Origin of the sequence: Blastomonas sp. SL216 (assembly GCA_026625625.1) — a bacterium.
GTDB lineage: Bacteria > Pseudomonadota > Alphaproteobacteria > Sphingomonadales > Sphingomonadaceae > Blastomonas.
This window is the reverse complement of record CP113055.1, coordinates 1,968,282-1,992,060: the sequence shown is the minus strand read 5'-3', so window position 1 is coordinate 1,992,060 and position 23,779 is coordinate 1,968,282. Positions and strand designations below refer to the sequence as shown.

At 59.6% G+C, this 23,779-nt stretch carries 18 protein-coding genes; 3 read left to right on the top strand and 15 right to left on the bottom strand.

Annotation, left to right across the window (positions count from 1 at the left end):
* Window positions 1–89: 89 nt before the first annotated feature.
* The 11 genes from OU999_09305 to OU999_09255 all read right to left on the bottom strand — a co-directional run bounded on the left by OU999_09305 (window position 90) and on the right by OU999_09255 (window position 17,634).
* Complete coding sequence (locus OU999_09305) at window positions 90–1,625, bottom strand: ATP-binding protein (protein WAC21970.1); 1,536 nt, start codon at window positions 1,623–1,625, stop codon at window positions 90–92.
* Window positions 1,626–1,632: 7 nt separating this feature from the next.
* Window positions 1,633–3,333: a DUF262 domain-containing protein gene (locus tag OU999_09300; protein WAC21969.1), complete on the bottom strand. Its 1,701-nt coding sequence runs from the start codon at window positions 3,331–3,333 to the stop codon at window positions 1,633–1,635.
* Window positions 3,334–3,351: 18 nt separating this feature from the next.
* The gene (locus tag OU999_09295) at window positions 3,352–3,900 is read right to left on the bottom strand and encodes a hypothetical protein (GenBank protein WAC21968.1); all 549 of its coding nucleotides are present in this window, start codon (window positions 3,898–3,900) and stop codon (window positions 3,352–3,354) included.
* The gene (locus OU999_09290; protein ID WAC21967.1) at window positions 3,890–7,159 is read right to left on the bottom strand and encodes a hypothetical protein; all 3,270 of its coding nucleotides are present in this window, start codon (window positions 7,157–7,159) and stop codon (window positions 3,890–3,892) included. The genes OU999_09295 and OU999_09290 overlap by 11 nt, the downstream gene beginning before the upstream one ends.
* Window positions 7,160–7,161: 2 nt before the next feature.
* Window positions 7,162–10,554, bottom strand: a complete 3,393-nt coding sequence (locus OU999_09285) for a helicase-related protein (protein ID WAC21966.1) — start codon at window positions 10,552–10,554, stop codon at window positions 7,162–7,164.
* A 41-nt stretch (window positions 10,555–10,595) separates the two neighbouring features.
* Entirely contained in the window at window positions 10,596–11,501 is a 906-nt protein-coding gene (locus OU999_09280) for a zincin-like metallopeptidase domain-containing protein (protein ID WAC21965.1), read from the bottom strand.
* Window positions 11,502–11,722: 221 nt separating this feature from the next.
* Window positions 11,723–14,470 carry a relaxase domain-containing protein gene (locus OU999_09275; GenBank protein WAC21964.1) on the bottom strand — a complete coding sequence of 916 codons (2,748 nt, stop codon included), beginning with the start codon at window positions 14,468–14,470 and terminating at the stop codon, window positions 11,723–11,725.
* Window positions 14,470–16,314 carry a type IV secretion system DNA-binding domain-containing protein gene (locus tag OU999_09270; GenBank protein ID WAC21963.1) on the bottom strand — a complete coding sequence of 615 codons (1,845 nt, stop codon included), beginning with the start codon at window positions 16,312–16,314 and terminating at the stop codon, window positions 14,470–14,472. Before OU999_09270 ends, OU999_09275 begins: the two co-directional genes overlap by 1 nt.
* Window positions 16,311–16,682, bottom strand: coding sequence for a hypothetical protein (locus tag OU999_09265; GenBank protein ID WAC21962.1), 372 nt, complete (start codon window positions 16,680–16,682; stop codon window positions 16,311–16,313). The genes OU999_09270 and OU999_09265 overlap by 4 nt, the downstream gene beginning before the upstream one ends.
* Window positions 16,683–17,108: 426 nt before the next feature.
* A complete protein-coding gene (locus OU999_09260; protein ID WAC21961.1) occupies window positions 17,109–17,399 on the bottom strand; it encodes a hypothetical protein in 291 nt (96 codons plus the stop codon).
* 43 nt (window positions 17,400–17,442) lie between these two features.
* On the bottom strand, window positions 17,443–17,634 hold the full coding sequence (locus OU999_09255) for an AlpA family phage regulatory protein (protein ID WAC21960.1): 192 nt from the start codon (window positions 17,632–17,634) through the stop codon (window positions 17,443–17,445).
* Window positions 17,635–18,031: 397 nt separating this feature from the next.
* On the opposite strand from OU999_09255, the gene OU999_09250 reads away from it, so the two are divergent.
* A complete protein-coding gene (locus OU999_09250) occupies window positions 18,032–18,355 on the top strand; it encodes an excalibur calcium-binding domain-containing protein (protein WAC21959.1) in 324 nt (107 codons plus the stop codon).
* A gap of 133 nt (window positions 18,356–18,488) precedes the next feature.
* Here the strand turns inward: OU999_09250 and OU999_09245 are convergent, their stop codons facing one another.
* From OU999_09245 to OU999_09230, 4 genes are all read right to left on the bottom strand, one after another.
* A complete protein-coding gene (locus OU999_09245) occupies window positions 18,489–19,358 on the bottom strand; it encodes a nucleotidyl transferase AbiEii/AbiGii toxin family protein (GenBank protein WAC21958.1) in 870 nt (289 codons plus the stop codon).
* The gene (locus tag OU999_09240) at window positions 19,351–19,968 is read right to left on the bottom strand and encodes a transcriptional regulator (protein ID WAC21957.1); all 618 of its coding nucleotides are present in this window, start codon (window positions 19,966–19,968) and stop codon (window positions 19,351–19,353) included. The genes OU999_09245 and OU999_09240 overlap by 8 nt, the downstream gene beginning before the upstream one ends.
* A 109-nt stretch (window positions 19,969–20,077) precedes the next feature.
* A complete protein-coding gene (locus OU999_09235) occupies window positions 20,078–20,323 on the bottom strand; it encodes a helix-turn-helix transcriptional regulator (GenBank protein WAC21956.1) in 246 nt (81 codons plus the stop codon).
* A gap of 497 nt (window positions 20,324–20,820) precedes the next feature.
* Entirely contained in the window at window positions 20,821–21,285 is a 465-nt protein-coding gene (locus tag OU999_09230; protein WAC21955.1) for a hypothetical protein, read from the bottom strand.
* 54 nt (window positions 21,286–21,339) lie between these two features.
* On the opposite strand from OU999_09230, the gene OU999_09225 reads away from it, so the two are divergent.
* Window positions 21,340–21,795 carry a YopX family protein gene (locus OU999_09225; GenBank protein WAC21954.1) on the top strand — a complete coding sequence of 152 codons (456 nt, stop codon included), beginning with the start codon at window positions 21,340–21,342 and terminating at the stop codon, window positions 21,793–21,795.
* A gap of 438 nt (window positions 21,796–22,233) precedes the next feature.
* Window positions 22,234–23,634 (top strand): methyl-accepting chemotaxis protein, encoded by a 1,401-nt coding sequence (locus tag OU999_09220; protein WAC21953.1) that lies wholly within the window; start codon window positions 22,234–22,236, stop codon window positions 23,632–23,634.
* Window positions 23,635–23,779: the final 145 nt, after the last annotated feature.

Genomic DNA, 23,779 nt, shown 5'->3' with positions numbered 1-23,779 from the left:
ATCGTCACCCGAATGGGCCGGGACTACAGGCCCGGTACCCGCCAGGGGATAGAGCAGGTTGTCCGGCAGGGTAGCGGCGAAAACTCCTACTACTCTGGGACAAGTGGGCCATAAGTCAGCTCATCCAACCTCGATGCAGCTTTCCGGATATAGGTCACCAGGTTTCGGTCTTCTGCCCAAAACTCAAGGCACTGGCCCACCAGTTCGTTCGCGTACCCGAATACATCGGCGTCTGCTTCCTGCAGCCCCGTCATGGCGTCCATCACTTCCTTAGCGCGGGCAGTTGTCACAATCTGGCCGACTGCGCGTTCGCGGATTTGATTGAGTCTCTTCAATCTCATCCCTCCGGCCTTGACGAACATTGTTTTCTGGCGCTGGAGCCGACGTATTATCTCTTTCACAGTGTTCGGTTTTGCATTGCGGTGCGCCCTCAAAACGGCGATCGCCTCACTCCGTGTTTGGCCAGCAAGATGCAGATAATAGAAGACCGGCAACAGGAAACTCTGCTCGTGGCTGGCTTGCCGCACATAGGCCAACGGCTCTTCCACCACCACGCGCCCAACGAAATTCCGGACGATCGATTCCTCTGTAACCTCGGTTCGAACTGTCTTCACTGTCGTGACGCTCGACAAGTCAACAGCGCTCACATCTCCCACAAGACGCAAAGTCTCCGCGCCCTCGCGCTCGTCGAATTCGCCGTCCCGAATGAACTTGATCCGGTCAACGAGTTGCTGGTCAATTATGATCGGACGATCCCCACCTTCTAACTGACCATCAGCAAGATTGGCGACCATGGCGTCTTTGGGACCGAGTTCAAGCAATCGCTGGACCATGGGTAAAATGGCCTCCCGGCTGCGTTGATCCCGCTCGTCCAAGATGGCGCGAAGGTCAGCATAGCAAATCGCCTTGGTTTCGCCGGGGTAACGGAAATAGATCGCGCCCTCAGCGACCTCGCCCTCTGTCCGGCTTGCGATGACGGGTTTGGCGCTATGCGGCTCGACATGGATAACGCCGACAGTCAGTCCATCAAGCTTCAGGCTGGCGACGCGAAAGCGTGGTGTGGGCTCCAGCACAGATCGGATTACCTGGCTGAATTTGTTTTGGTCAGTGCTGGTGAATCGATCATCGGCCAACCCGCAAACGGCAAAGCCGTGCGGCTTGTCCTTCACCCCGAAAAACAAGTAGCCACCACGATTATTTGCGAAGCCCGCGATGGTGCGCAGCGGCTTCCCGAAGTTGCGGAGGCTGAAGCCCTCCTTGCATTCGAATTCGTCAGTCTCGCCAGGCGAGCACCGCCAAACCCCTTCGGCATCCTTGGTGAAGAATGACCGCAGAACCCGTTCATCCGTCACGCCTGGAGGCGTGGGCGGCGCAGCTTCGACGACTAGACCGGGGGCTGCCAACGGCGGAGCCGTAAAGCTTGCGATGAATGCAGCTAATGCGTCGTCGCCCGCTTTTGGCACCTCAGGTCCGTAGCTTCGGTCGCGTATCCCGGTGATCCGACCGGAATTCACCGCACGGTCCTGCCGGTTGAAGTAGAATTGGATGTCCTTGTTCGCCATGCCGCGAGCGAGCATGGCCTTGATCAGACCAATCTCTTCATCGGTGATGGAGCGCTTGGCCAAGGCGACCCTACTCGTCCGATACGCCAAGAAACGCATTGATCGCGGCGGCCAGCAGCGAGCGCCGCGCATCCAGAAATTCGCGGTAGCTTACCACTTCAAGCAATTGCGGCTCAGCCGGGATACCCTGCAGCGACAGCAAGTTAGGCCCCTGCTTGGCCAGATAATCAGCCAAGTAGACCGAGGGCGGCTTGTCACTGATCTTGCGGTTGGTGCGTCCGCCGATGAAGGTCAGGTTGGCAACGTCGTCGGCTTCCCGCGACGAGAAGCCGTGCTTGGTCAGCACGGCCTTGGGAAAGAAGTGATGGAACTGCAGGCGGTGCTGCGCACCGGAATGATCCAGTGAAATCAGAAGATTGGAAGTCCAATCCTTCGCACCTAGGGCGCGGAAGGTAAGGAACATTGTTTTGAACAGTGAACTGCGCTGATCGCGACCCTCCAGATCTTCGGGCGTGACTGTAAGCCTGCCGAACTGCAGGCGAACGCGGTCGATCAAGGCGTCTGGTGAGCCAACTTTGTCGATGGTCGCCAAATCCTGGTCGAGGATCGTTTCGCTGGAACCACGTGAGAATCTGCCCTTCGCGTTGGCCAGCAGCGCCCATTGACGCAGGCGGTCGGACTCCTCGGGCGAAAGCGCATAGCCCTTGGCGTGTCCGAAATAGGCTACCACGATCATCAGGAAAGGTGACGACAGTAGCGCGGGGCTGTCGATACCGGCGTTGCTCTTCAGGAAGTTGATGGCAAACCGCATGCCTTCGGTTGCCTCCTTCCACCCGGTCTGGAGTACGTCGAGAGACAGGCGGCCTGCGGTCAAGAAACGTGATTGTCCGGTCGCAAAGGCGATCAACGTCTTAAGATGAATGCCAAGGTCCAGGTCAAACCCAAGCTTAGCGCATTCGCGCTGGAATTCCTGGAAGATTTCGAGGCTGTGCCGCCAGCGCGCTGTGATCTGCGCCAACGCAAGATCGGAACTACGCAACTTCGCTCCGAGGGAATTCACGCGCACGAAGATTTCCGTCACTTCCTCGTAGGTCAACGACCGTTCGAGGACGTCCATGCGGTAAACGTATTTCCGGATGCGGCGGAGCTGGGCCAGCCTTTGCGTGTACTTCTCGTAGCGGGGATCATCGAAATTTCTGACCCCGGCGCGCTTCAGAAAGGCAGTATCGCTCTCGCTCTTGAACACCTCGGAGACCTTGACCCATTGGGGTAGCGCGGCGAGCTTGTTGGTCGACACGACGAACGTCATCCGTTCGAATCGCTTCTGAAGTTCGTCTTCGGTCGAATCCGCCTCATCGGTCTCGGGTGCGTCGTCCTCCGCATCCTCGTCCACCTCGGTGACGATCTCCTGACGTTCGGGGTGGTCGAGATTGAACAACAACTCGATCGGTTTGACGCGGCCGCGGACCTTGACCGGCTCTCCCCGGATTACGGCGGACAAGGACGTCAATCGCTGCTGCCCATCCAGCAGAAGCCGGGTCGTAGCGTAGGGGTTGGCCGATTGGGTCACGGCCATCTCCTGCAGGGGCACGGCTTCATCCGTTTCCCAAAGCAGGATCGCACCGGACGGATAGCCGCGATAGAGCGAATCCATCAGGTCGCGGACGCGAGGCGAGCGCCACACATATTGGCGCTGCATTTCGGGAAGCCTCAGCTCCCCGCGCTCGACCATTCCGACGAGCTCTTCGACCGTTGCTTCCGCTTTTGCCATGCGACCCCCACAGACAGGCTATTGATCTGGAACGATTTGCGCCCCGATCTGCAATAGATGCGAATTGGCCGGGGATGGCAAGGTGAAGATCGGGAGACCCATTATTTTCGCCTGCTGTGCCAGCGCCTCGGTTTTACTATCAGGGGCAGCGTGGGCGATCAGGACCGTTTTGCAGAGGGTCAAGACGTGACGGTTGCGGGCTTGGGCAGTGGTGGCAGTGGTACGCGTCTGAGACGCGGGAAACGGACTGACGATTTGCGCCATGCCTGCGGCAACGGCGGCCTTGATCGCCGGGCCGAGAGGCTTGGGGGCGCGCCAGCCTTGCGCGGCGCGGGCGAGGACCATGATCACGGGGGCGTTGCCGCGCAGCAGGATGCGCAACACGTCGCGCTCAACAGGGGTGTGAAAACCGCCGATCACAGGAGCGCTGTCCGGACCCCGAGCATTGGCCCAGTCCTGCGCCTTCAGGATGATGTCGCCGGGACACGATTGAGAGCATAAGAAGGCGATCAGTGGCTTAGCCAACACCGACGCAGCGTCGAGCGCGGCGGGCGGCTCACTCGGCATCGTCCGCGTCTGCGCCCATGCGGTATTTAATGTCGTAGTTAATGATGTAATCGACCTCTTCTGGACTTAATCCGATCACCTCGCCAATCTCGCGATCGATTTCGTCAATAATCAACTTGGACCTTTTGGGGTAAAATTCAGTGAAAACAGTCCTGTTTCGGCCATCCCTTATCTTCTGCTCGGCATTCTGTCGGTAACCGTCCATCAGGTCGCTTCCCATTGTTTTTAATGCGGTGTTCCGCACCATTGAGCTGGACGTGGGCATGTCGAGCATCACGTTGTAAGTCTTGTTGCGACAATCTGAGAAGTTCGTCCAAAACCAAAAATGCAACGAGCTGTTTAAGATCGCGACTACGGATTCCGCCGGCACTCCCTCCCTCAACTTGAAAGGACGGTCAGCAGTGGAGACAGCCTTCACTCCGTTTCGAGTCACAAAACTGTCGAAATTTCGGGCTTTGGTCCAGTAGACGCCGCCATAACAATACAGCGCACTTTCGCCGGATGAAAACTGGTGCGAGGCGAAATAGGATAGCTTTTCTGGTAAAGCATTCAGCTTGTCCCAAATCGACTGGTCCAGCGCAGACTGAAACTTCGGATAGGCGTAGGGTCGATAGGTCTTTGAAAGGTCGACAGGCGCATAGTCCAGTGTCTCGAACACCGTATCACGAAGCTGCCCAGGCCAACGTCGAAGACCTGTTGTATACATATGCTCCGAAGTAGAATTTGCGGTTGCCACATAGATGGCCAGAAAATTCTGAGCCCCCTCAAATAATTGATCAGGTCTGTTTGAGTAGTATGAGACCCATATACCATTGTACGCTGCATTCATCATTTCCATGACCGACTGCATGTTTGGCGTGGCCATCATCGATAGCGGGATGATGAGGGAAATTAGACCCTGAGGGTGCCGCAGGGACTCTGAGCGCTCGGCGAAAAAGCCATACAAGTTGCCGCAGGGTAAGGTTTCCAAATTTCGGACCGTGTAGTCTGAGCGGACCTGTGAGTATCCCAGAAACGGTGGGTTTCCGACAATGGATTGAAACCCACCACTGCTCATAATTCCATTAAACTCGATCAGCCAATGGAAGGGCTTGTGGCTGGCCTTCCACGCCGTGAAGCTAGCACTCGCTTCCAGGTCATCACCGGAATCGACGCCGTAATCATTGGCAAGGAAGCGATCCAGTTGCGCCTCCAGCGCCGCGAGCCGCTGCCGCAGCTCAGCTTTGTGGTCAGCGCCAATAGTTCCATGCAATTCGGTCTGTTGGTTACGGAACAGGCGGAAGGCAGCGTCCAAATCTTGCGCCGCCGCCTCGATCTTTCCTGCACGGTCGTCGAAGTCGAAGCCCTTGGCTTCGGTCGCCTTCCGCACATCGGCCATAGAGGTGTAGCCGATCAGCGAGTTCCCCGCCCGGATATTGAAATCGATATCGGGCAGCGGCTCGATCTGATCGGCGCTCTCAAGCTGGGAAGCGAGTTTCAGGAACAGGCGGAGTTTACAGATTTCCACCGCCTCATCCATGATATCGACGCCGTAGAGGTTATCGAGGATGATCGATTTGTAGATGAAATAGGACCGGTTGGGATGGCGCTCGATCCGGTCGAGCACGGCGCGGAAATCGGAGTAGAGCTGGCGCGGCCCGTTGCCTTCCGGAGCGCTCTCGACGAACTGCTCCATCCGTTCAAGGCAGGCGTCATACAGGTCGTACAGGATGTTGAGGGCAGCAAACAGGAATGCGCCCGATCCGCATGCGGGATCGAGCACCTTGATCGCTGAAATGCCTTTCCAGAAGGCACGAACCAGATCGGGGCTTTCGGCATATTGGATCGCATCGCGGGCGAACTGGCGAATATCGAGATTGAGGGTGATAAAATCCTCGATCGAGCAAATCTCGCCTGAGGCCGCCTTAGCCCTGAGGCTGGTGTAGCGTTCACGCCGCGCCACCAGCTCACGCCAGGTTTCGGTCGGCAGGCCGAGGCTGGGAGGGGCCGTCCTGTTCCAGTCTCCGCGCTGCGCGACATCATCGATGCCTGCGGCGATATTGTCGGGAAGCGGCTGATCCGCCCCATGCTTCACCGCCGGGTAGATATAAGCGTCGGGGTTCTCGGAGAGCATCCGCCAAACCGCGCTACCCGGCTCGAACGCGACCTTGTCGTGAGCAATAGCATTCTGGAAAAGCCAGGGAATGACGGTGTTCTTGGTGATGTAATCGGTGATGTCTTCCTTGGTGTAATATGCCCCCATCTGCTTCTGGTTGATGTACTTTTCGAAGATGTGGCCGAGGACATCGGGGTTGATCTCCTTGCCATCGGCCTGCTCTATGGGGCGGGTGTCGAGCGTCCATTCGTACTGGTCGAAGAAATTGAACACAGCTTCGAACGCCGCGTCGGCGATCTGGATGTCGTTACCATCCGCCTCCAGCGCGTGTGGCTCAAACAGACCACCGTTGAGATAGGGGATGTTGCCAAGCAGCCGCGCGGTGTCGGCATCACGGGCATTGGCGGGTGTTGCGAGGCCGCCATGGAAGAGCTTCAGCAGGAACGCGCGGTAGAAGGTGTGGAACTGGTCATTCCCCTTCTCGGCGCGCACCTCGGCGAGCTTGGTCTTCAGATAGTCGATGTCGCCATTAAGGAAGCGCTTTTTCTGAATGAAATAGACGAACATCAGGCGGTTGAGCATCAGCGAGGCGTACCACTGACGGTCCGACACATTCGCAAGGCCATCGATGAAGCCAAGGAACCGGTCGTGCTGCTTCTTGAAATCCTCGTAGAAACGCTTCGTGATCTTCTCGCGGTCGAACGCATCGCGCATGCGCAATGTCGTCCCGGAAAGCGTCAGGCCCTCTTCGTCGTTCAGGGTGAACGCGATATGGTCCAGCTTCTGGATCAGCGGATCGGGAGCGCTGTTTGCGAGCCAGATATGCTCACGGAAGGCGGCCGGCTTGCCCTTTTCCCTCGCGACCCATTGCCAGATTTGCCTGGTTTTCTCTTCGTCGGTGAAGATGATGAGATGTTCAAAGGCCCGCTTGGTAATCTCGCGCTCGATATACTGACGGAGCGCGCGATCCGGAATCTCCGGGCAATGGAAAATCCGGACGCCGCGTTTATCGGCCACGGGCGACAGGCGGTATTCTTGGCCGGTAACATTGATCATTTCGGGCTGGCGCGAGCCTGGGCGATCCCAGCCAAGCTCTTCAATGAATAGCGTCGCGAAATCGAAGGCTTTGAGGTGCTGGGTGGCGCGGGGTCTGTCGATTGCCATTGTCAGCCTTTCAAACCCATTGAGCAGATGATCCTCATGTCGGCTTGGGCCTCGTCCTTGTCCTGCTTCACGCAAAGGCGGCCATCCTCCCGGAGGGCGATGACCATCTGGGCGAGCGGATAATCGCCGATGCCCGTTTTCAAATGGCGGTTGAGTGTGTCGATAGCCGATTGAAACATCGGGAAATCATAGATGTCTGCCATCGCCTTCTCAACGTCCCGCACAAAATGTTCGGTCACAAACAGCGTGCGTTCATTGCCCTGTTGCTCAAGAAACCGCTTCAGGCGGTCGTAGGTCTTGAAACGGGCCCCCGAAGGCCGCCCCAACGCACCGTGGGTGGTGCGTTCCTCCTGCATGAGGTGCTCTACCCCATGGCGGACAATGTCGTGATGGTAGTCAGTCCGCTCCAACGCGGGCTCGGTTGGTAGGCAATCTGCCGCACGCAGGATTGCCAGCGGAGATTGCGTCAGGATTTCGCCGTTCTGATCGACCCACGCCAACGCGTCATTGTCGTCCGGCGTTCGGATATAGACGAGCGCACCGGCTTTCGCATCGAGCACCGATGGCAATGCTTTGGTGGCGTAAACCACATCCGGCAGATCTTCGACCAACTTCCGAAGCTTGGGATCGGCGGTGATGGCATTCTGCCAAATCTGGAACGCGTATGATGCAAGATCGACTTCGCCGTCATCCTCACCATCGAGAATACCGGACTTCTCGCTGTAGAGATCTTGGATGGGGTTCTCTTTATTGTCGTCCTCGAAGAAGGTTTCATCCGAACCGACGACTTCCTGGTTTTCTTTCAGCCGCGCTCGGACGCGAGCGCGCAGCCTGATAATGCGTTCGACGCCTTCTGCCGGAAGGAAGGAATAGCAATTGATCGTATCAGCCTGCTGACCGATGCGGTCGACGCGGCCTGCACGCTGGATCAACCTGATGATCGCCCAGGGTAGGTCAAAATTCACGATCGTGGCGCAGTCCTGAAGGTTTTGTCCTTCCGAAAGCACGTCGGTCGCGATCAGGACGCGAAGCTCGCCCTCTGCCTGCGCCACCTTTTCCTTCTTGTTCGACATGGGGCTGAAGCGCCACGCAAGCCGGGTCGGGTTCTCGGATTGGCCAGTGACGGCGGCGACCGCTGCAACCCCGGCGTTGCGAAGAGCCGTCTCAAGATAACGGGCGGTGTCCGCAAACTGCGTGAAGATCAGCAGCTTATCAGCGGGATGGCGGGCGGTTACCAGTTCAATGAGTGCATGAAGCTTCTTGTCTCGCGCCTCTTCCCAGGGTCCGCAGATTTCGAGAACACGGCGTAGAGCATCGATGTCGGCTTGAAGATCGGTCTGCAGCGCTCGCTTGAAGTGGGTGGCCTTCAACCATTTGAAGCGCCGCTTCTTGGCGTTGGCGTAAACCCCATAGATTTGAGCAGCATGCTGCTTGAGGGCGGTAAGTTCGTCGGGAAGGCTTGCTGTCGCGTCGTCATCCGCGTCGCCGTACTCGCCAGTTTCGAACAAACCTTCGATTGCATCGGAATCGGCGTCTTCGTCCGATACATCGAGAAGTTCAGAGTCCTGAGTGCCGATAGGCACCGGCAATTCGTTTTCCAATGCATGCAGGTACACCAGATTGCGCATGATGTGTCTCTGCAAAGACTGGACGAACGCCGGACCGCCGCTCTCAAGGCGCTTGAAAAGGTTCGTCTTGCAGAAACCCATCAACCGGATTCCGGCGCGCCCGAGCCCGTCCATGATGGTGTCTTCGGCAGGCGTCGGTGGATGCGCCGGGTCTGGGTTGAGATAGTTCGCAAGGCCATAGCGCGGGAGCGCTAGGCCATCGATTGCTGAGACAACCTCGTCCGAATACGCCCTCGCGTATGGGTCCAGGGGGTCGCTATCGTCGATCTCAAACTTGACTGATCTCGGTTGCCGCACCGGAAAATATGACCGTGTTCCATCCGAAAACGTGATGTACTTCCGGCCACTATCCTCATCTGTCTGGGCGTAGTTCTGCAGAATGAAGCCGCGCGTCCGGCGGATCATGTACAGCCGCATAAGCTCGCGCCAATCCTCGGTCTGATCACTTTTCTCGAACGCGGGGAGAGACCGAACCGCGCACTGATGCCTTCGCACAAACTCGGTTTCACCGCCAATGGTTCGGATCATGGCCTCGGGGCGAATTCCAATGTCTTGATCGTCTTCGATGAAGAGGCGAAGCTGCGAGGATAGATCGATGAAGGTCTTATTATAGGGTGTGGCAGAAAGCAAAATACATCGACTGTCATTTGTCCGAATGTAATCCGCGATCGCTTTATACCTCTTTCCCTCACGGTTCCTCAGGTTATGACTTTCATCGATCAAGACGGTTCGATAGCGCTTTAGTTCTTTGAGTTCGCTTTCAACCCTGGATAGAGACACGACCTTGGCGTTTAGCTCGTAGGTCTCGACGTAGTCATGCCACATATCGAGAAGGTTTTTCGGGCAGATAATCAGCGCACGTCCGTCGACTTCCTCCACGATCTTTAGGAGGGCGGACGCCATGATGGACTTTCCCAACCCGACAACGTCGCCAATCACCACGCCACCACGCTTGTTGAGGTGATGGGCTGCCACTTTCACCGCACTTGTCTGGAACGCGAAGAGCTTGTCGCCAAAAATGGCTGGGATCCGAAACTCTGACTGACCAAGCCTAGCCTCTTGCGCGAGGTGATATGCGATCTTCAGGTATACGTGGTGAGGGGGGACCAAGACCTCCCCCGCCCAACTGGTCTCGATAATCTCGGCCAGCTCATCTGAAATGTCCACGCACCACCGATCAGTCCATCGGGCTTCGAACCATTCCGCCAACTTGTTGCAAGCATCGTGGTCCATAACGTCAACGTTCAATTCTCCCTGAAGGGAGAGACCTGCAAAGGTCAGGTTGCTGCTGCCAACAAAGCCCACCTTTGGATTCACTGGATCAGGACGATGCAGAAGGTAAAGTTTCGCGTGCAGTGGATGCCTCAGGAACAACTTCACGACGACTTTCTTGGCCCGAATCTGGCGTGCAAGCCGCCGAAGTCCTGCTTCGTCGCTGTTGGAGGGCGTCCCAAGGGTGAGCTGTGTCCGAAATTCCTCGGCAAGTGCCTTCTTGAGCTCAAGAGCGCGGGCGTTATCGATGCCGTCCTCGTGGAACGCGGCAGCAAGCTTTTCACGAAGCCCGCGTTCGGGCGATTGATGCATACCGACAAGAAGTCGGCACGAATTTCCGTTTTCGCCCGACCAGGTCTCAATGTGTTCATCGATCCGCCGCCAGCCACGCAAATTGAAGTAACCCACGCAGAAATCGGCCCGATCCGAAACAGAGAGAACCTTGCTCAGTTCGGGAAGAAGAGAGTTGTCGATGTTATCAAAAATGCGCGGCATGCGTTGGTCGATCTCCGGGTAACCTGATGTAGCTATCAGGATCACTCCCGAGCAGAAAGGCCTGATTGTTGCAGATTTTCCAACCACTCCGCCGCCTTCGCCGCCGCGCTGGCGGCGGTGAAGATCGCGCGGTTGTCGCCCTTGAGGACCTTGAGCCAGCTGGCGAGGTAGCAGGCATGATCGGGACGCGGGGTGACCGTAAGCCCAAGGTCGCCGCACAGGAAGGCTGAGCCAAGCTCGGCGACCAGCTCTTCCATGGCATAGGCCTCGTCACCGAAGCGCTTGCCGAAGGTGCGGGCAAGCCGGTGGTCGGCCCCGGTCCAGTGAACCATCTCATGGAGCAGGATGGCATACCAGTTCTGCTCGGCACTGGCGGTTTCGGTGGCGAAGAACCGCTCGCGGTCGGGCATGGTGATTGTGTCGGTCGACGGGGTGTAGTGGGCGCTGTCGCCCTGAATGCGGATGGCAGCGCCGGTGGCGGCGACAAAGGTCTCGACATCGGGGATGGGATCAAAGGCCTCGGCGTCCGGCACGTCGGGGAGAGCATAGCCCTCGACCTGCGCGATGTTGAACACATGCGAGCCCTGCGCGAAGATCCGGCCTACGCCCTCGCGCGCCTCGTCTTCGCTGCCTTCGGCCTTGTCCAGGACCTTGTAGAACACGATCGGTGAGGCCTTCTCGCCCTTGCGGACCTGCGCGCCCAGCGATTGCCACTGGCGATAGGTCGCCCAGAGACCGTGCCCGAAGTCCTGCGCCTCGGCGCTGGCCCAGAGGGCAAGGACATTGACGCCGCGATAGGCCTTGCGGGTGACTGCATTGACGGGGCGGGTGAGCGGGGCGCTGCTGCGGTGCCAGGGGAGCGTGTAGTCGCCGGTGCCGCGCTCCAGCGCGGCGATGATCTGGTTGGTGATGGTGTCGTAGATGCTGGCGGTTGCGGTGCGGGCCATGGGAGTAATCCTTCGTCCTGTCGTTGGGAACGCGGATGAAGGGACGGGCCGGATGGCCGGGCGGGTCAGCGGTACGCGGAACAGCCAACACGGGAGGACGTGAGCCCGAATGGATCGGGCAGGCTGTTGATCCCGCCCGGCACGGCCTGTCACGAGAGGGAGCAGTTCATTCCAATGGCAGGGTGAAGGATGCCATGGCCCGGCATTCACGCATCACACGATCAGCTGAGACCAGCACCCAGAGACTTCGCTTTGGACGCTTCCGGAGCACTCACCTCCAAAGCGGTCTGCTTTTCGCCCGCCCGCTCGTGGATGGCACGGATCAGCCGCGCCTTGTCATCGGTGACCACAATCGCCTCGGACTTCGCGCGCGAGAGCGCGACATAGAGCATCTTCTGATCGACCAGATTGGCAGAGCGGCTGTCAGCGTGGATCAGGACGCGCTCAGCGGTCTGGCCCTGGGCGGCGTGGGCGGTCTGGACGTAGGCATGGCGCAGATGGGCGTCGCGGGAGTCGGTGAGATCAAGCCGCTGCTCGCGGCCATTCGCCAGCGCGATGGTGGCCTGCTGCCGCTCGGGATCGATCTCGGTGATGGTGCCGCGCAGCCCGTTGATGCGCCCGGCCTCGCGGTCGTTGCGGGTGAACTGCACCCGGTCGCCCGCCTGCAGCTCCATTAGCTTGGGCTCGAACACCTCGACCTTGCCTGCGCCCCATTGGCGCAGCCGCCAATCGATGGCTGACCCGTCGGCAGACTTGAGCGATATGGCGGCCTTGTCTGGGTTGATCTTCTCAATGCGATAGGCAGCGCCGCGCGTCACTCCCTTGTCGGCGTAGTCGCGGGTAAAGCGGACGACATCGCCGATGGCATAGCTTGCAGCCTGACGGGTTTCAGCGCGGGTGAGTCCCTTGGCTTCGAGAGCTTCGAACCGAACGGCTGTGGATGAAAGCTCACCACGCTGCGCCAGTTGCTGGCGGATCAGGTTAGTGAGCGTATCGCGCCCATCGCGCGAGGGTTCGATCACGAGGGTGCGGGCGCGCTCGGCAGGGCTGAGGGCGACATAGCGCTGCGCCATCATCGCCAAGCGCGCATCGCGATCTGCGCCTTCAACCACCTCGCCGCCGCCGCGCTCCAGCGCGGCAAGCGCTTTGCCGGCATGGCCTTCGATTGACGCCATGACGGCCTCGCGAGTGTCGGCATTGGTCTGTCGCACCACGTTGGCGAGCTTCGCAGTCGCCATGCCCGCCTGCTGCAACTGGGCAAAGGCTGAGCCCGCGCCCACTGATCCCAGCTGCCTGACGTCGCCAACCAGCACGAGCCGGGCACCGGACTTGTCGGCGCTGGCCATGAGCGCCGCCATGTCGCGCGCAGACAGCATCGAAGCCTCATCGACAATCCAGACCGCGCCTTTGCCGAGGCACTTCGCCTCGGGCGAGACGAGATGGCGCGAGACCGTGTCACCGCGCAGGCCCAGCGCTTCTCCGAGAACGGTGGCTGCTGACGCAGTCGGCGCGAGCGCAGTGACAGCCAACCCGCTCTTCGCCGCCTCACGCGCATAGGTCGCGAGCACGGTCGTGGTCTTGGCGGTCCCGGCATAGCCCTGCACAGCTGCCACGCGGTCACGCGACGTAAGCAGCGCTGAGGTCGCGCGCTTCTGATCGTCGGTCCAGGCAAACCCCGCGCGCGCAGACTGCCGCGCGGCGCGCTCGACCGTGCGCGCAGAGGCAAGCGACGACGCCAGCGGCGCGGCAACGCCGCGCCCTGCCGCCTCCAGGCGCAGCATCGCCTGCTCGGTCGCGATGGCTTCGGGCGTGGTGAACCCGGCAAATTCCGCCCCGCGCCGGTCGATATAGGCGCGCGGCACCAGCGCGCCGCGCTCGCCTGCTTCGGCAATGGCAGCGCTGATCGCTTTGTGGTTGAGCCTGCCAAAGGCATAGTCGCCCGCCTCACGCGCCAGCGTGCTGGCCGCGAACACGGCCTGACGCTCTGACAGCTTGGCGGCAGCCCAGGCAACGGCGCGCGCAGCAGCGATCTCAGGGCTTACCGTTAGTTCGCTCACCTTTGCCCGCTCTTCGGCCTCGGCAATCACACGCGCCTGCGCCGCTTCGCCAAAGCCCTTCGCCTCCGCCGTCGCGCGCCAATCGGCCCGCAAGGTCTTGTGATCCGCATGGCTCTTTGCCTCGCGGGTATCGAGGGCGGCCATCTGCTTCTCGGCAGCGCTCGCTTCCTCCCGGCTCGTTCCGCGCTCGGCAAGCCGCGCATCGATCGCAGCCGTGCGCTGGCTCAGTGCTTCGATCACCCTGTCAGGCACGCCCGCAATCTCGAACATGGCATCCTTGCCCGCTTCGATCCGGTACCCCAACTGGGCTGCGCCATGCGCCAGCTCCTGCCGGTAGATCGCCCCGATCTCCTTCTGCAGCTGGTAGAACGCGCGTGGCTCAAGGCTGCGCCAGTTGCCGTCCTTGTCCTGTGTCGCGTTGAGGATCACCGCATGGGTGTGAAGCTGAGGGTCCTGTGCTCGGCTCGTGGCATGGCGAAAGGTGGCGATCGCAAAGTTGCCGGTTTCCTCGCGCCGCACCTCGCCGCCCTCGCGCACCCGGGTTGCGGCCATATGCTGCTCGACATGGCCAAGCGCGGCTTTGACGGCTGCGGCATGCGCGGCAATCAGCCGCTTGTCACCCGCAACCTGAGCCATGATCGATACTGACTTGGGCGCGGAGAAGGTGATGTCCCAGCCCGGCCGGTGCTCGACCTTGCCATCGCGGGTGGTGCCGAGCTGCTGCCCGGCAACGCGCCCTTCGAGCAGCTCGGCGAACTGACTACGGTCCACTTCGCCAGAGAGGCCAAGCGCTGCAACGGCTTCGCCAAACCACTCCGAGGGAGCGAAGCCCCCCTCGGCATAGTAGTCATCCGCTTCGTAGTAGCTCGCCGCCTGCCCGGCGCTGGTCAGGGCTGAGACCGAGGCCACCATCAGACCGGCCCCGCTTCTGGTCCTGTCTTCGTGCCTCCTTCAGGTTCGGCATCACCAGGCGCAGCAATGCCACTGACCCGGCTCCAAAGAGTGCTCGCCGGATCGCCCGCCACAAAGGCAGGCTGGCGGGCCTGCCCGCGCCGCGTGATGTGCTCGGCGGTGAGACCAATCCGCGCCACCGGGAGACCATCGGGCAGCAGCAGATAGCCCTGATGCGGGGCAAGTCGCAGCTCGCTTTCCAGAACCGCAGCGCGGAACTGGCGCTGCGTGGCAATGGTGGTACGCGGCACCTCCTTGCCGATCATCAGCGTGTCGGTTGCAACCCGCATCTCTACTTCGCATTGGCCGATTGTCTCGCTCGCCCACTGGCGGGTTTCGCGGTCGACCGTTTGCAGGAACAGCTTGGTGTTGCAGCAGGCGAGCATGGCTTCAGCGATGTTGTCACCGTAGCGATGACGCATCTGCCCCAGCGCCTGAAAGGTGAGCACGATCGCCGCGCCGAACTTGCGGCCCTCAGGCAAAAGGCGCGCAAGGTTCTCCACGCGGGGCAGGTCGGCGAGCTCATCGAGCACGAACCAGATGCGGCGCTCCGGTGATGGCGAAAGCCCAAGCACGGCGCTCGCGGCGCATTCGAGCCAGCAGGCCATCAGGGGCTTTGCTGCCTCGAAATAGTCCTCCTTGCGGGGTACAAAGATCCAGGGCTTTGCGCCATCGATCCGGTCGAGCCCCACAATGAAATCGCGGAACGCAAAGCGCGCCGCATTATCCTGTTCGACCTTCAGGAACTGGATCAGGTTGGCGGCCTTGGCGAGCATGAAGAGCACGCTGCCGGTGGCGCGGTCGGCGTCATCGGCGAAGGTTCTGGCTGACGAGGTATGCCCCAGCCATGCCTTCAATTGCTCCTTGCTCTTGACCTGCAAGGCATCGAGCAGCGCTTCAAGGCTGCCGTTCTTCTCGGCCCACAAGGAACGCATCATGTTGGCCACCAGAATGCGGCTAGTTTCCAGCCAGACATCATCATCCTGACTGCCGGTTTCCGAGACCAGCTGGCGCGCAATGCGGTCGGCATCGGCGGGGTGGGATATCTCGTCGAAGGGCGACCAGAAAGCGCAGCGCGCATCGAAGGGATTGAGGATGATGTCGCCGCGCGCCGGGTTGTAATAGTGTGCGATGAACTCGCCGGATGTGTCGTAGACCAGCGCCGCTTCGCCGCGCGCTTCGATGCCATCGAGCATCTGGCGCAAGACCGTGGTCTTGCCGCTCCCGGTGGTACCGAGAAAGGCAAAATGCCGGGTCTCGATCCGCTGCGGAATCGGGACCGGCCCGATCTGCAGGGCACGGCTTTCAGCGCTCAGGTGCATCAGCGCCGCGACCTCTTCCTGGCGCGCCAGGCGGGTCCCGCCGATCACCCGGTCGGCCAGCGTATCCTGCCCTTGCGCAGACATGGTGCGCTGGATCAGCCAGGCGACCAGCATGCCTAAGGTGCAGCCCAGAATTGCCCCGATGATGAGCAGGGTTACGGCCTTGGAGAAGGTCACGGCAATCAACGGCTCGCTGGCAAAAGCAGCTGCCGAGACGGTGTAGCGGCGCCCCTCCAGCGACACGTTCATCATCAGGTCCTTGCCCGCCATCTCGCCAAGAATAACGAGCACCTTGGCCCCCAGACATTGGCCGGCGACCTTGAGCTCAGCTGCGTTCATGACGAACTGCGGCGCGATGATCGCGCCCGCCCCGCCGGACAGCAGAACGAGACGGGCAAAGAACCCGAACCGCTGCTGCCACTGCGCCATGCGCACGCGCCACAGAGCGTGGGCGCGGGTGATGAAATCGTTGCCTGCGGTCATCGCTCGCTCTCCCCGGCCAGCTTGCGCTGGCGCTCGAATGCGGCCCGCGCTTCGGCGGCAATGGCCTCGTCGGATGTGCGCCCACCGAGCGCTGACGAGCGGGCATAGGCATAGGCCGCGCAGGCGGTGAACAGGGTGCGGTCGAGCACTCGTTCGGCATCGGCAAGGCGCTCGGATATCGAGCCGATCACGCTCGCCATTTCGGCAAGATCGGTCTCCCGGTCAGCGCCGTGGATGAGGGCCAGAAGCCCCTCTTCCACAACGCGGCCAAGCATGGCGTATTGGCTGAGCCCGCGCCGCTGCGCGAACTCGGCGAGCACCCGATATTGCGACGGATTGAGGCGCACCGTTTGCGTCCACGCGCTCATCGCACCGTCTCCTGAGCGATGCGATCCGCCATCGCGAAAAATGGCGGAATTGCGTGGTTTCCGAGATCCCACAGAAGCCGAGATGCTATTCGCATCCCGTCAAACCCGCAGAAATCCTCGCTGCACGCGTGCGTGGGGTGTGTATCCCTTTTCCGGGCCCGATGCATCGCATCGTGGCCCTTCATGGTTCCCGCTTTTCCGAAGTTACTGGTCATCGGCCGCTTGCTCCTCGTGACGGACGGGAGGCGTCGCAAGCCGGATCTGGGTCCAGGCGAGATGGTCATCGAAGAACCGCTCGCGCGGCTGTCGTGAGGACGTCTGGCGGGGCACCATTGCGGGGTCCGTGAACCAGCGCAGCAGCACCAGATCGATCGCAGCGCGCAGCTCATCGATGAGCTGACCGGTCTCAACCGGGGCAAGGGCGAGTCAGCCAAACTCGGTCTGCATCTGGCTTCCCAGAGGATAGCCAAAGCCGTCCTTGAGGTAGATCGGACCTTCGATAGTGAGGATGCAGGTCTCGCCCAGAAAACGCGCGATGACAGGTCGCTCGAATGTCAGCCAGGGCGCAAGAGCGAAGCGCCGCGCGCGTCCGTCCGCGTTGTCCTCGGTGAGGAGGTCGACGAGCTCGGCTGCGTGCAGTTCGTCATCTTCAGGGACGCGGGCGAGGATCCAGCCTTGCGCACGCAAGGCGGCTTTCAACATGGAATAAATGGACATTGGGGGATGCTTTCTGCGGGCGACTGCCCGCCAGTTAAGGGGGTCAGTAACGGCGCAGCGGAAGGGCGTTGATCCATTCCGATATGTCGGCGGCGCGCCAGCGAATGCGCCCGCCGCCAATGTCGACGGGATGGGGGAAGCCCCCCTTTCGCATCTTCCTCCAGATGGTGGAGCGGCTGCGGATGCCGGTGAGGCGCAGCACCTCCTGGCAGGTGATCAGTTCAGTATTCGACATGACAGATTCCTCTTCATTCAAGGTTCTGTCACTGGCGCCGCACTCCCCTCCGGAGTGACGGGTGATCCGTCGCACGGCGAGCCGCACGACATTCTTTTGTTCAACCCGACACCTCTGCCTGAGCTTCAGTGACCATCAGACGCTATGTGCGACGCCTGGCTGTTGGAAAGAACAAAACAGGATCAAATGCCGTTTCATCTAGCACGTGGACGCCTGTGGACGCACCGGGACGCATTGCGTCCGGCATAGATTTCATGAGCGGGGAGCCAAGGCTCGGCTTCGTCGGTGATCGGCAGCGTTAGTGTCGCCTTTTGGCGGCGCCTATGGCCGGAATCTGCGCGACTCGGACTCTCGCGCACTTAACGGAGCCTTGAGGATTGGATTGTAATTCAAACCCATGGCTCGGCCCCAACCCCAGCGGCGCTTCAATAATCGCCCCCAACGGCGCCAATTGCCCGCGCCCGAGTCGACCCTTCAGACCGCAGGGCGCTATGGTCTGATCGCGGTAGCTTCGGGGCTTGGTCTAGCGTTTGGCGCGAATGCTCTGGAGGCTGCACAGGAACGGCAAGCTATCCTCGATGCGCTTCCCTCCGGGTACACTTACTCGGGCTGCAACGAGGTCCGCGCTGCGGGAGTTGCGCCGCTATACAGCTACGAGCCTGGCTTTTCGGAGCGGCTTGATGGCGACGGCGATGGGATCGGCTGCGAGCCTTATCATTGATGATCGAAGGGCCTCGTGGGGCTGCTCAATGATAAGGAATTCCGCCAGCGCTACGCGGCTTTGAGGTTCAACAAAGGCGGCACTTCAACGCGCCGTTGAACATGCAGTTTCACTGAAACTATAGGGCGGACGGCTAGTTGCGACGGTCAGTCAGGCGCTCGCAGGAGGGTCGCAAGGTCGACCATATCTGCTCAGTCACTTCGCTTAGCGATACGCTGTCGATACCGATGGAGTCGGCATAGGCCTGCCACTGCCTGACCTTGAGCGGATCCTTGGCAAAGGCGTCTGTCAGACCTTCTGGAGCGTCTACCGGCACTGCCGTTGCGCGCCGCGCGAAAGTCGCTGCGATGGTCTGGGTCAAAGAAGCTTCGTCGAGGTCGAGCACTGCCGGAATGGTCCAGAGGTCATAGTAATCCTTCATCCGCCCGTTCACGATGCCCAAGGCAACAATGGCCTGAAACTTCTCGGCGATGACCGTTTCGGGCGGATAGGCGCGGATATTCGGGATCGGTGTTCCAAGCAGTGAGGGATAGTCGATGACGTGCTCGGGCTGGGTGAGCGCATCGCCTAGGCCCACGTCGATGGTGATCGGGATGCGCGCACCATCGAGCATGGCGACAGTCTTGAGCCGGACGCCGCCGTAGATGTTGTCTTCCCGAATGGCCGCAGCCGTCAGCTGCTCAACATCGAACATCAAACCATCGTTGCAGTCGATGGCCATGATGTCGGCGAAGATTTCGCGCAGGCGTTCTTCGTCCAGTTCGCCAAAGCCGAGGAAGTCTGCATCGCGCGTGGTGCGATGATCATCGCCGGTCCACACTGTCACGAGCATGCCGCCCTTCAGCATGAACTGATCGCGGTGCCGCGATTGCACGAGGCGGTAGATCAGCCGTTCCAGTCCATAGTTGACCAGCACAAGGCCAAAGTCCCGCTGCTTTTCGAGCGAAAGATTGCGCAGCCGCTGGCGCACTGATGCGGCCAGATTGGTGATGTCCTTAGCCATTTTGCACCAGGGCCTCGAGATAGGGGCGCATGATCTTCCATGCTCCGCAGTCCTTCGCGGCCTGCGCAATCTCGGCAGGCGTTGCCTTACGCTGATCGATCGCGCTGCGCAGACTTTCAATTGCCACGGAGCGATCAACAAGCCGTGCGTTTCGAAACGCGTCTGCCAGCGATTTGGCGACAGAGTAGATTGCTACCTCGACCCCGGCGATGGTGTGGCGCTCAATTCCATAGCCGAGATAGGGCTCGCGGAAGCGGACGATGCGCACCTTCGGATAATCGACCCTCGGGGCCCAGTCCTTGGCGCCGATGGCCACCCAGACTTGGCGTGGCATCTGATCGGTGAGGTCGTGATAGCTCAGTGCCGACACCAGACAGATAACACCGTCAGGGATACGCTTGCTCACTTCGGCAAGGGCCATGTGCGCGCTGTCGCCGCCATCGGGGAGCTGATAAAGGCCCCGGCCTGCCCTGATGATTTCACCATCGCTTACCGCTCTGGCTAGCGTCGCTGCGGTCACCCCTTCCGCTTTGAGTTCGTAGGCGCGCATCATGGTTCGCTGCGTTAGCAGCGCTACGGCCTTGTCCCTTTGGGTCTGCAGTTCGATCATTCTGATACTTTACATAGGACAAGATGAAATGTTGTCCGAGGAAACATATCATATGCATGCTGCCTGATGCAATGGGGCATCAAGAACGCAAAAGCTATATGGATTGGCCTTAGAAGACGTCCTCGATGGAAGGGCCACGCTCTCGCGGTCCGATCTTGATATCGAGATCGAGGCTCGCGATCACGCGGAGCAGCGTGCCGAGCTTTACTCCGACGCTGCCGTTCTCGATGCCTGATATGGTTTTCTGCTGTGTGCCGGAGATACCGGCCAGCTCTGACTGGGTCATTCCCTGCCGCACACGCGCGCTCTGGATGACTGCACCTAGCTGCCTCGGCAGTCTTACAAGCTGATCCATCACTGCCTCCGTAGGCTATTCTATACCCTGGAAGGTATAAATCCGCAATATACCCTGTGGGGGATCAACGTGCCCGTTTCGACAGCTCTCCGACTGGGGAAGCATGGTCGCCAGCCCATGGCCGAAGGTGCCATGTCATTGCGCGATCTGATTGCGAGGACACAAAACCGGTACGTATTGCAAAGGGCATGCACAAATAAATCGAACCAAAAAACTTGCATTGGAACGAAACACCGTGCTACATGATGAATGCGCCTGAAACAGTGCTTAGAGACCCAAATCTTGTAAGCAATTCAGACTTGGGGGCATGACAAGTGGCATTTCAATCTTCGAAATGTGTAGATAGTAAGTATATCAAATACTTACTTTTTACTTGTTTGTCCTCTTCTGGGCACCACTACTCACCTAAGTATCTGAGATACTTAGGTTTTAGGTGAGATAAAAAGCGCTATTCCACCTTCCATTCCACCTTTTGCAAGTCGCTTAACCAGTGACCTTCAGCGGAATTCCGAGGCGGCAAACTCCCGTAACGTGCTTAGAAATTGCTCTTGGTTGTCCAAGTACGCTTGATACGCTTCCCGGTGACCGTCGTTTAGCTCTTTGATGTTTCCTGTGAGACGCTTTTTAGCCCCCTCTAGCATCCAAATTTCATATCGATGGGACACAACGCTCAGCCCTGCTAGCGCTGGTATGAATTGTGGAAAGTAGATCGCCGCGATAGCTTTCGCTTTCGGCAATGGGCTTTGCTCATTGTTATCCTGCGCGCCGTAGACGCGAATACTACGAACAACACCAAGCCAATGTTCGTGTGCGTAGAGATGTCCGATCATTTCTTCGAGCTTTTCAGCACGTTTCTTTTTGTTGCTACTTCCCTCGCTTAACCAATGTGCGAGTGGTGGGCCAACAATGCCACCAGCAAGCCCGATTAAACCACCTACAATGACTGGTAGTAGCGTTTCCACATTGTTCTCCAGCTGTGGTTGTATATTTCTAGATTAGTGATTTAATATTGCTACATGAATTACGAAATAAAATTTAGAGCTTGGGTAGGTAAAATGGAGTATGATATAGTCACCGGAAAATTCGGCACTTTTTTTGTTAATAGTGGAAAGCGAGGAGATGGCCTAGATGACAACGATAGTGCTACTCTCACACCGTTCAATACAAAATTGCCGGATGATACCCCATTGATGCAATTTACCGGCCTTAAAGACAAAAATGGAAAAGATATCTGGTCGGGTGATATCGTCCGCTGTGCCGACCTTGGTCCAATTGACATGCCCCTCATCCAGCGGACTGGCTATGTCGAGTATGAGCCGAACAATGGCACGTTCGGAGTGTGGGTTGACTGGACCGAATTTGGTACAAGCAACGATGGTGAAGCGCGTGCCCTTTGGCCAATGGGTCACTACCGATTGTCAGAATTTGAGGTCATCGGCAACATCCACGAAAATCCCGACCTCCTCGCCTAATCCCTTCCACCTTCCATTCCACCTTTTAACCTGCGCTACAGTGCGCCAGCATGAGGCGGCATGAGGAGACAGCCAAGACATCTCAATCACTTAGCGGTCAGTATGGTTCCCTATGAGGGACTCGAACTGGCCTCTTCTGGCACCATTCACCCATTCGCTGAGCGCCTCGCGAATGGGCCAAGCTTCCGGCAATCATCTATTCCTCAACGCCCTCATTCGGGTGCTGTCTTGATGCTGTCTTGTGTTCTCGCCGCAGGGGCAAGGCTGGGCGTGGCATGTGTCCTGAGCGCGCTGTGGCGTGATATGGTCGCTGGATTTGCATGCGCTGTGTCTGCATCCCCCTATTTTAGGGGGGGCAGGTACCTATTTTAACCCTCTCTTATCGAACGATCCATATAGCCAAGGCTTGGCCCTACTGCTGCGACCAGGAGAGGTTATATGATTCAACACTTTACCGCACATGCGCCGATCAGGCGCAAGTTCGATATCCTTTTGTCTGTCTTGCTGCCGCTATCGGCCATGCCCCTGTTGATAACCGTTTTCGGTTACGGTGACAGTGCTGTGGTGATCCCGGTCGAGATCCTGCTGCTGGTTGCGGTTGGCGCAATTCTGCTCATGGCCAAGAAGCTGATCTGCGACCCCTATGTCAGCACCGTCGTGCGGATGGAGGCGCTGGCGGCCGGGGACATCGCCGCGCCTATTCCTTATGTGCATCATCAGGATTGTGTGGGCCGGATGAGCCGCGCGATGCTGATCTTCAAGGATAATGCCCAGGCTCGCGAGGTCGCGGACAGCCAGCTGCAGGACGTGATCGGAGAGGTCACGTCGGCTCTTGGTCATTTGCGCGACGGTGATCTGGGCTATGCGATCCGGATCAATCCCGAGCTTGGCGAAAAGGCCAACGGGATCAGCCATGCGTTCAACGATGCGACGTCCGCGCTGGGGGCGATCCTCTCCAAGGTGGCATCGACGGCGGGCAATGTGCTGACCGGTGCGTCGGAAATCCGCTCTGCATCCGACGATCTGGCCAGCCGCACCGAGCAGCAGGCTGCCAATCTGCGCGACAGCGCCCAGGCGATGGCGGAAGTGACCCAGATGGTCCAGCAGACCGCGCAGAACGCGGGCGAGGTCGGCACCCAAGTGGCCGAGGCGCACAATGCTGCCACCGATGGCGGCGAAGTCGTCAATCGGGCGGTCCAGGCGATGCATGCCATACAGAGATCGGCCGGCGAGATCACCAACATCATCGACGTCATCGATGGCATTGCCTTCCAGACGAACCTGCTGGCGCTCAACGCCGGGGTGGAAGCAGCACGCGCGGGCGATGCCGGCAAGGGCTTTGCGGTCGTCGCCAACGAAGTGCGCGCGCTGGCCCAACGCTCGGCGGATGCGGCCAAGAACATCAAGGAACTGATCACCGCCTCTACCGCCAGCGTTTCGGACGGTGTGGCGCTGGTCGATGAAACCGGATCGGTGCTGCTCCAGATCGGCGACCGGGTTGCGGGAATCAACGCCCGCATCGCCCAGATCTCGCAATCGACGCAGATCCAGGCAAGCCGGCTGCAGCAGGTCAACCTGGCTGTCGGCGAGATGGACAAGATGACCCAGCAGAATGCCGCCATGGTCGAGGAATCCACCGCTGCGGCGCGCAGCCTGGCGGACGAGGCGCATGACCTGGCGCAGGTGGTTCAGCGGTTCAGCGCCAAGGGTGCCATTGCGCCAGCGCGTCCGGCGCCCGTCGCTGCGCCGCGCCGGCCCATGGCACGCCCTGCGCCGCGCATGGCCGGCAATCTGGCGCTGCAAACATCGCTTGATGAAGCCGACTGGTCCGAGTTCTAAGCCCGGACCAGCAGCCGGCAGCAGCGCTGTAGGACACATAAAAGCCCCGTGGTGCATTCGTCTGCACTGCGGGGTTTTTGTGTCCGATAGCTGCGGCTTGCGTTCCGCGCCTTCTCTGCCCGTATGCCCCCCTAGGGTAATCTCA

What these genes read in the sequence shown, in the direction of transcription:
- OU999_09300 (WAC21969.1), bottom strand. Translation starts at nt 3,333, where the DNA reads ATGGCAAAAGCGGAAGCAACGGTCGAAGAGCTCGTCGGAATGGTCGAG.
- OU999_09295 (WAC21968.1), bottom strand. Translation starts at nt 3,900, where the DNA reads ATGCCGAGTGAGCCGCCCGCCGCGCTCGACGCTGCGTCGGTGTTGGCT.
- OU999_09290 (WAC21967.1), bottom strand. Translation starts at nt 7,159, where the DNA reads ATGGCAATCGACAGACCCCGCGCCACCCAGCACCTCAAAGCCTTCGAT.
- OU999_09285 (WAC21966.1), bottom strand. Translation starts at nt 10,554, where the DNA reads ATGCCGCGCATTTTTGATAACATCGACAACTCTCTTCTTCCCGAACTG.
- OU999_09280 (WAC21965.1), bottom strand. Translation starts at nt 11,501, where the DNA reads ATGGCCCGCACCGCAACCGCCAGCATCTACGACACCATCACCAACCAG.
- OU999_09275 (WAC21964.1), bottom strand. Translation starts at nt 14,470, where the DNA reads ATGGTGGCCTCGGTCTCAGCCCTGACCAGCGCCGGGCAGGCGGCGAGC.
- OU999_09270 (WAC21963.1), bottom strand. Translation starts at nt 16,314, where the DNA reads ATGACCGCAGGCAACGATTTCATCACCCGCGCCCACGCTCTGTGGCGC.
- OU999_09265 (WAC21962.1), bottom strand. Translation starts at nt 16,682, where the DNA reads ATGAGCGCGTGGACGCAAACGGTGCGCCTCAATCCGTCGCAATATCGG.
- OU999_09260 (WAC21961.1), bottom strand. Translation starts at nt 17,399, where the DNA reads ATGTCCATTTATTCCATGTTGAAAGCCGCCTTGCGTGCGCAAGGCTGG.
- OU999_09255 (WAC21960.1), bottom strand. Translation starts at nt 17,634, where the DNA reads ATGTCGAATACTGAACTGATCACCTGCCAGGAGGTGCTGCGCCTCACC.
- OU999_09250 (WAC21959.1), top strand. Translation starts at nt 18,032, where the DNA reads ATGGCTCGGCCCCAACCCCAGCGGCGCTTCAATAATCGCCCCCAACGG.
- OU999_09245 (WAC21958.1), bottom strand. Translation starts at nt 19,358, where the DNA reads ATGGCTAAGGACATCACCAATCTGGCCGCATCAGTGCGCCAGCGGCTG.
- OU999_09240 (WAC21957.1), bottom strand. Translation starts at nt 19,968, where the DNA reads ATGATCGAACTGCAGACCCAAAGGGACAAGGCCGTAGCGCTGCTAACG.
- OU999_09235 (WAC21956.1), bottom strand. Translation starts at nt 20,323, where the DNA reads ATGGATCAGCTTGTAAGACTGCCGAGGCAGCTAGGTGCAGTCATCCAG.
- OU999_09225 (WAC21954.1), top strand. Translation starts at nt 21,340, where the DNA reads ATGAATTACGAAATAAAATTTAGAGCTTGGGTAGGTAAAATGGAGTAT.
- OU999_09220 (WAC21953.1), top strand. Translation starts at nt 22,234, where the DNA reads ATGATTCAACACTTTACCGCACATGCGCCGATCAGGCGCAAGTTCGAT.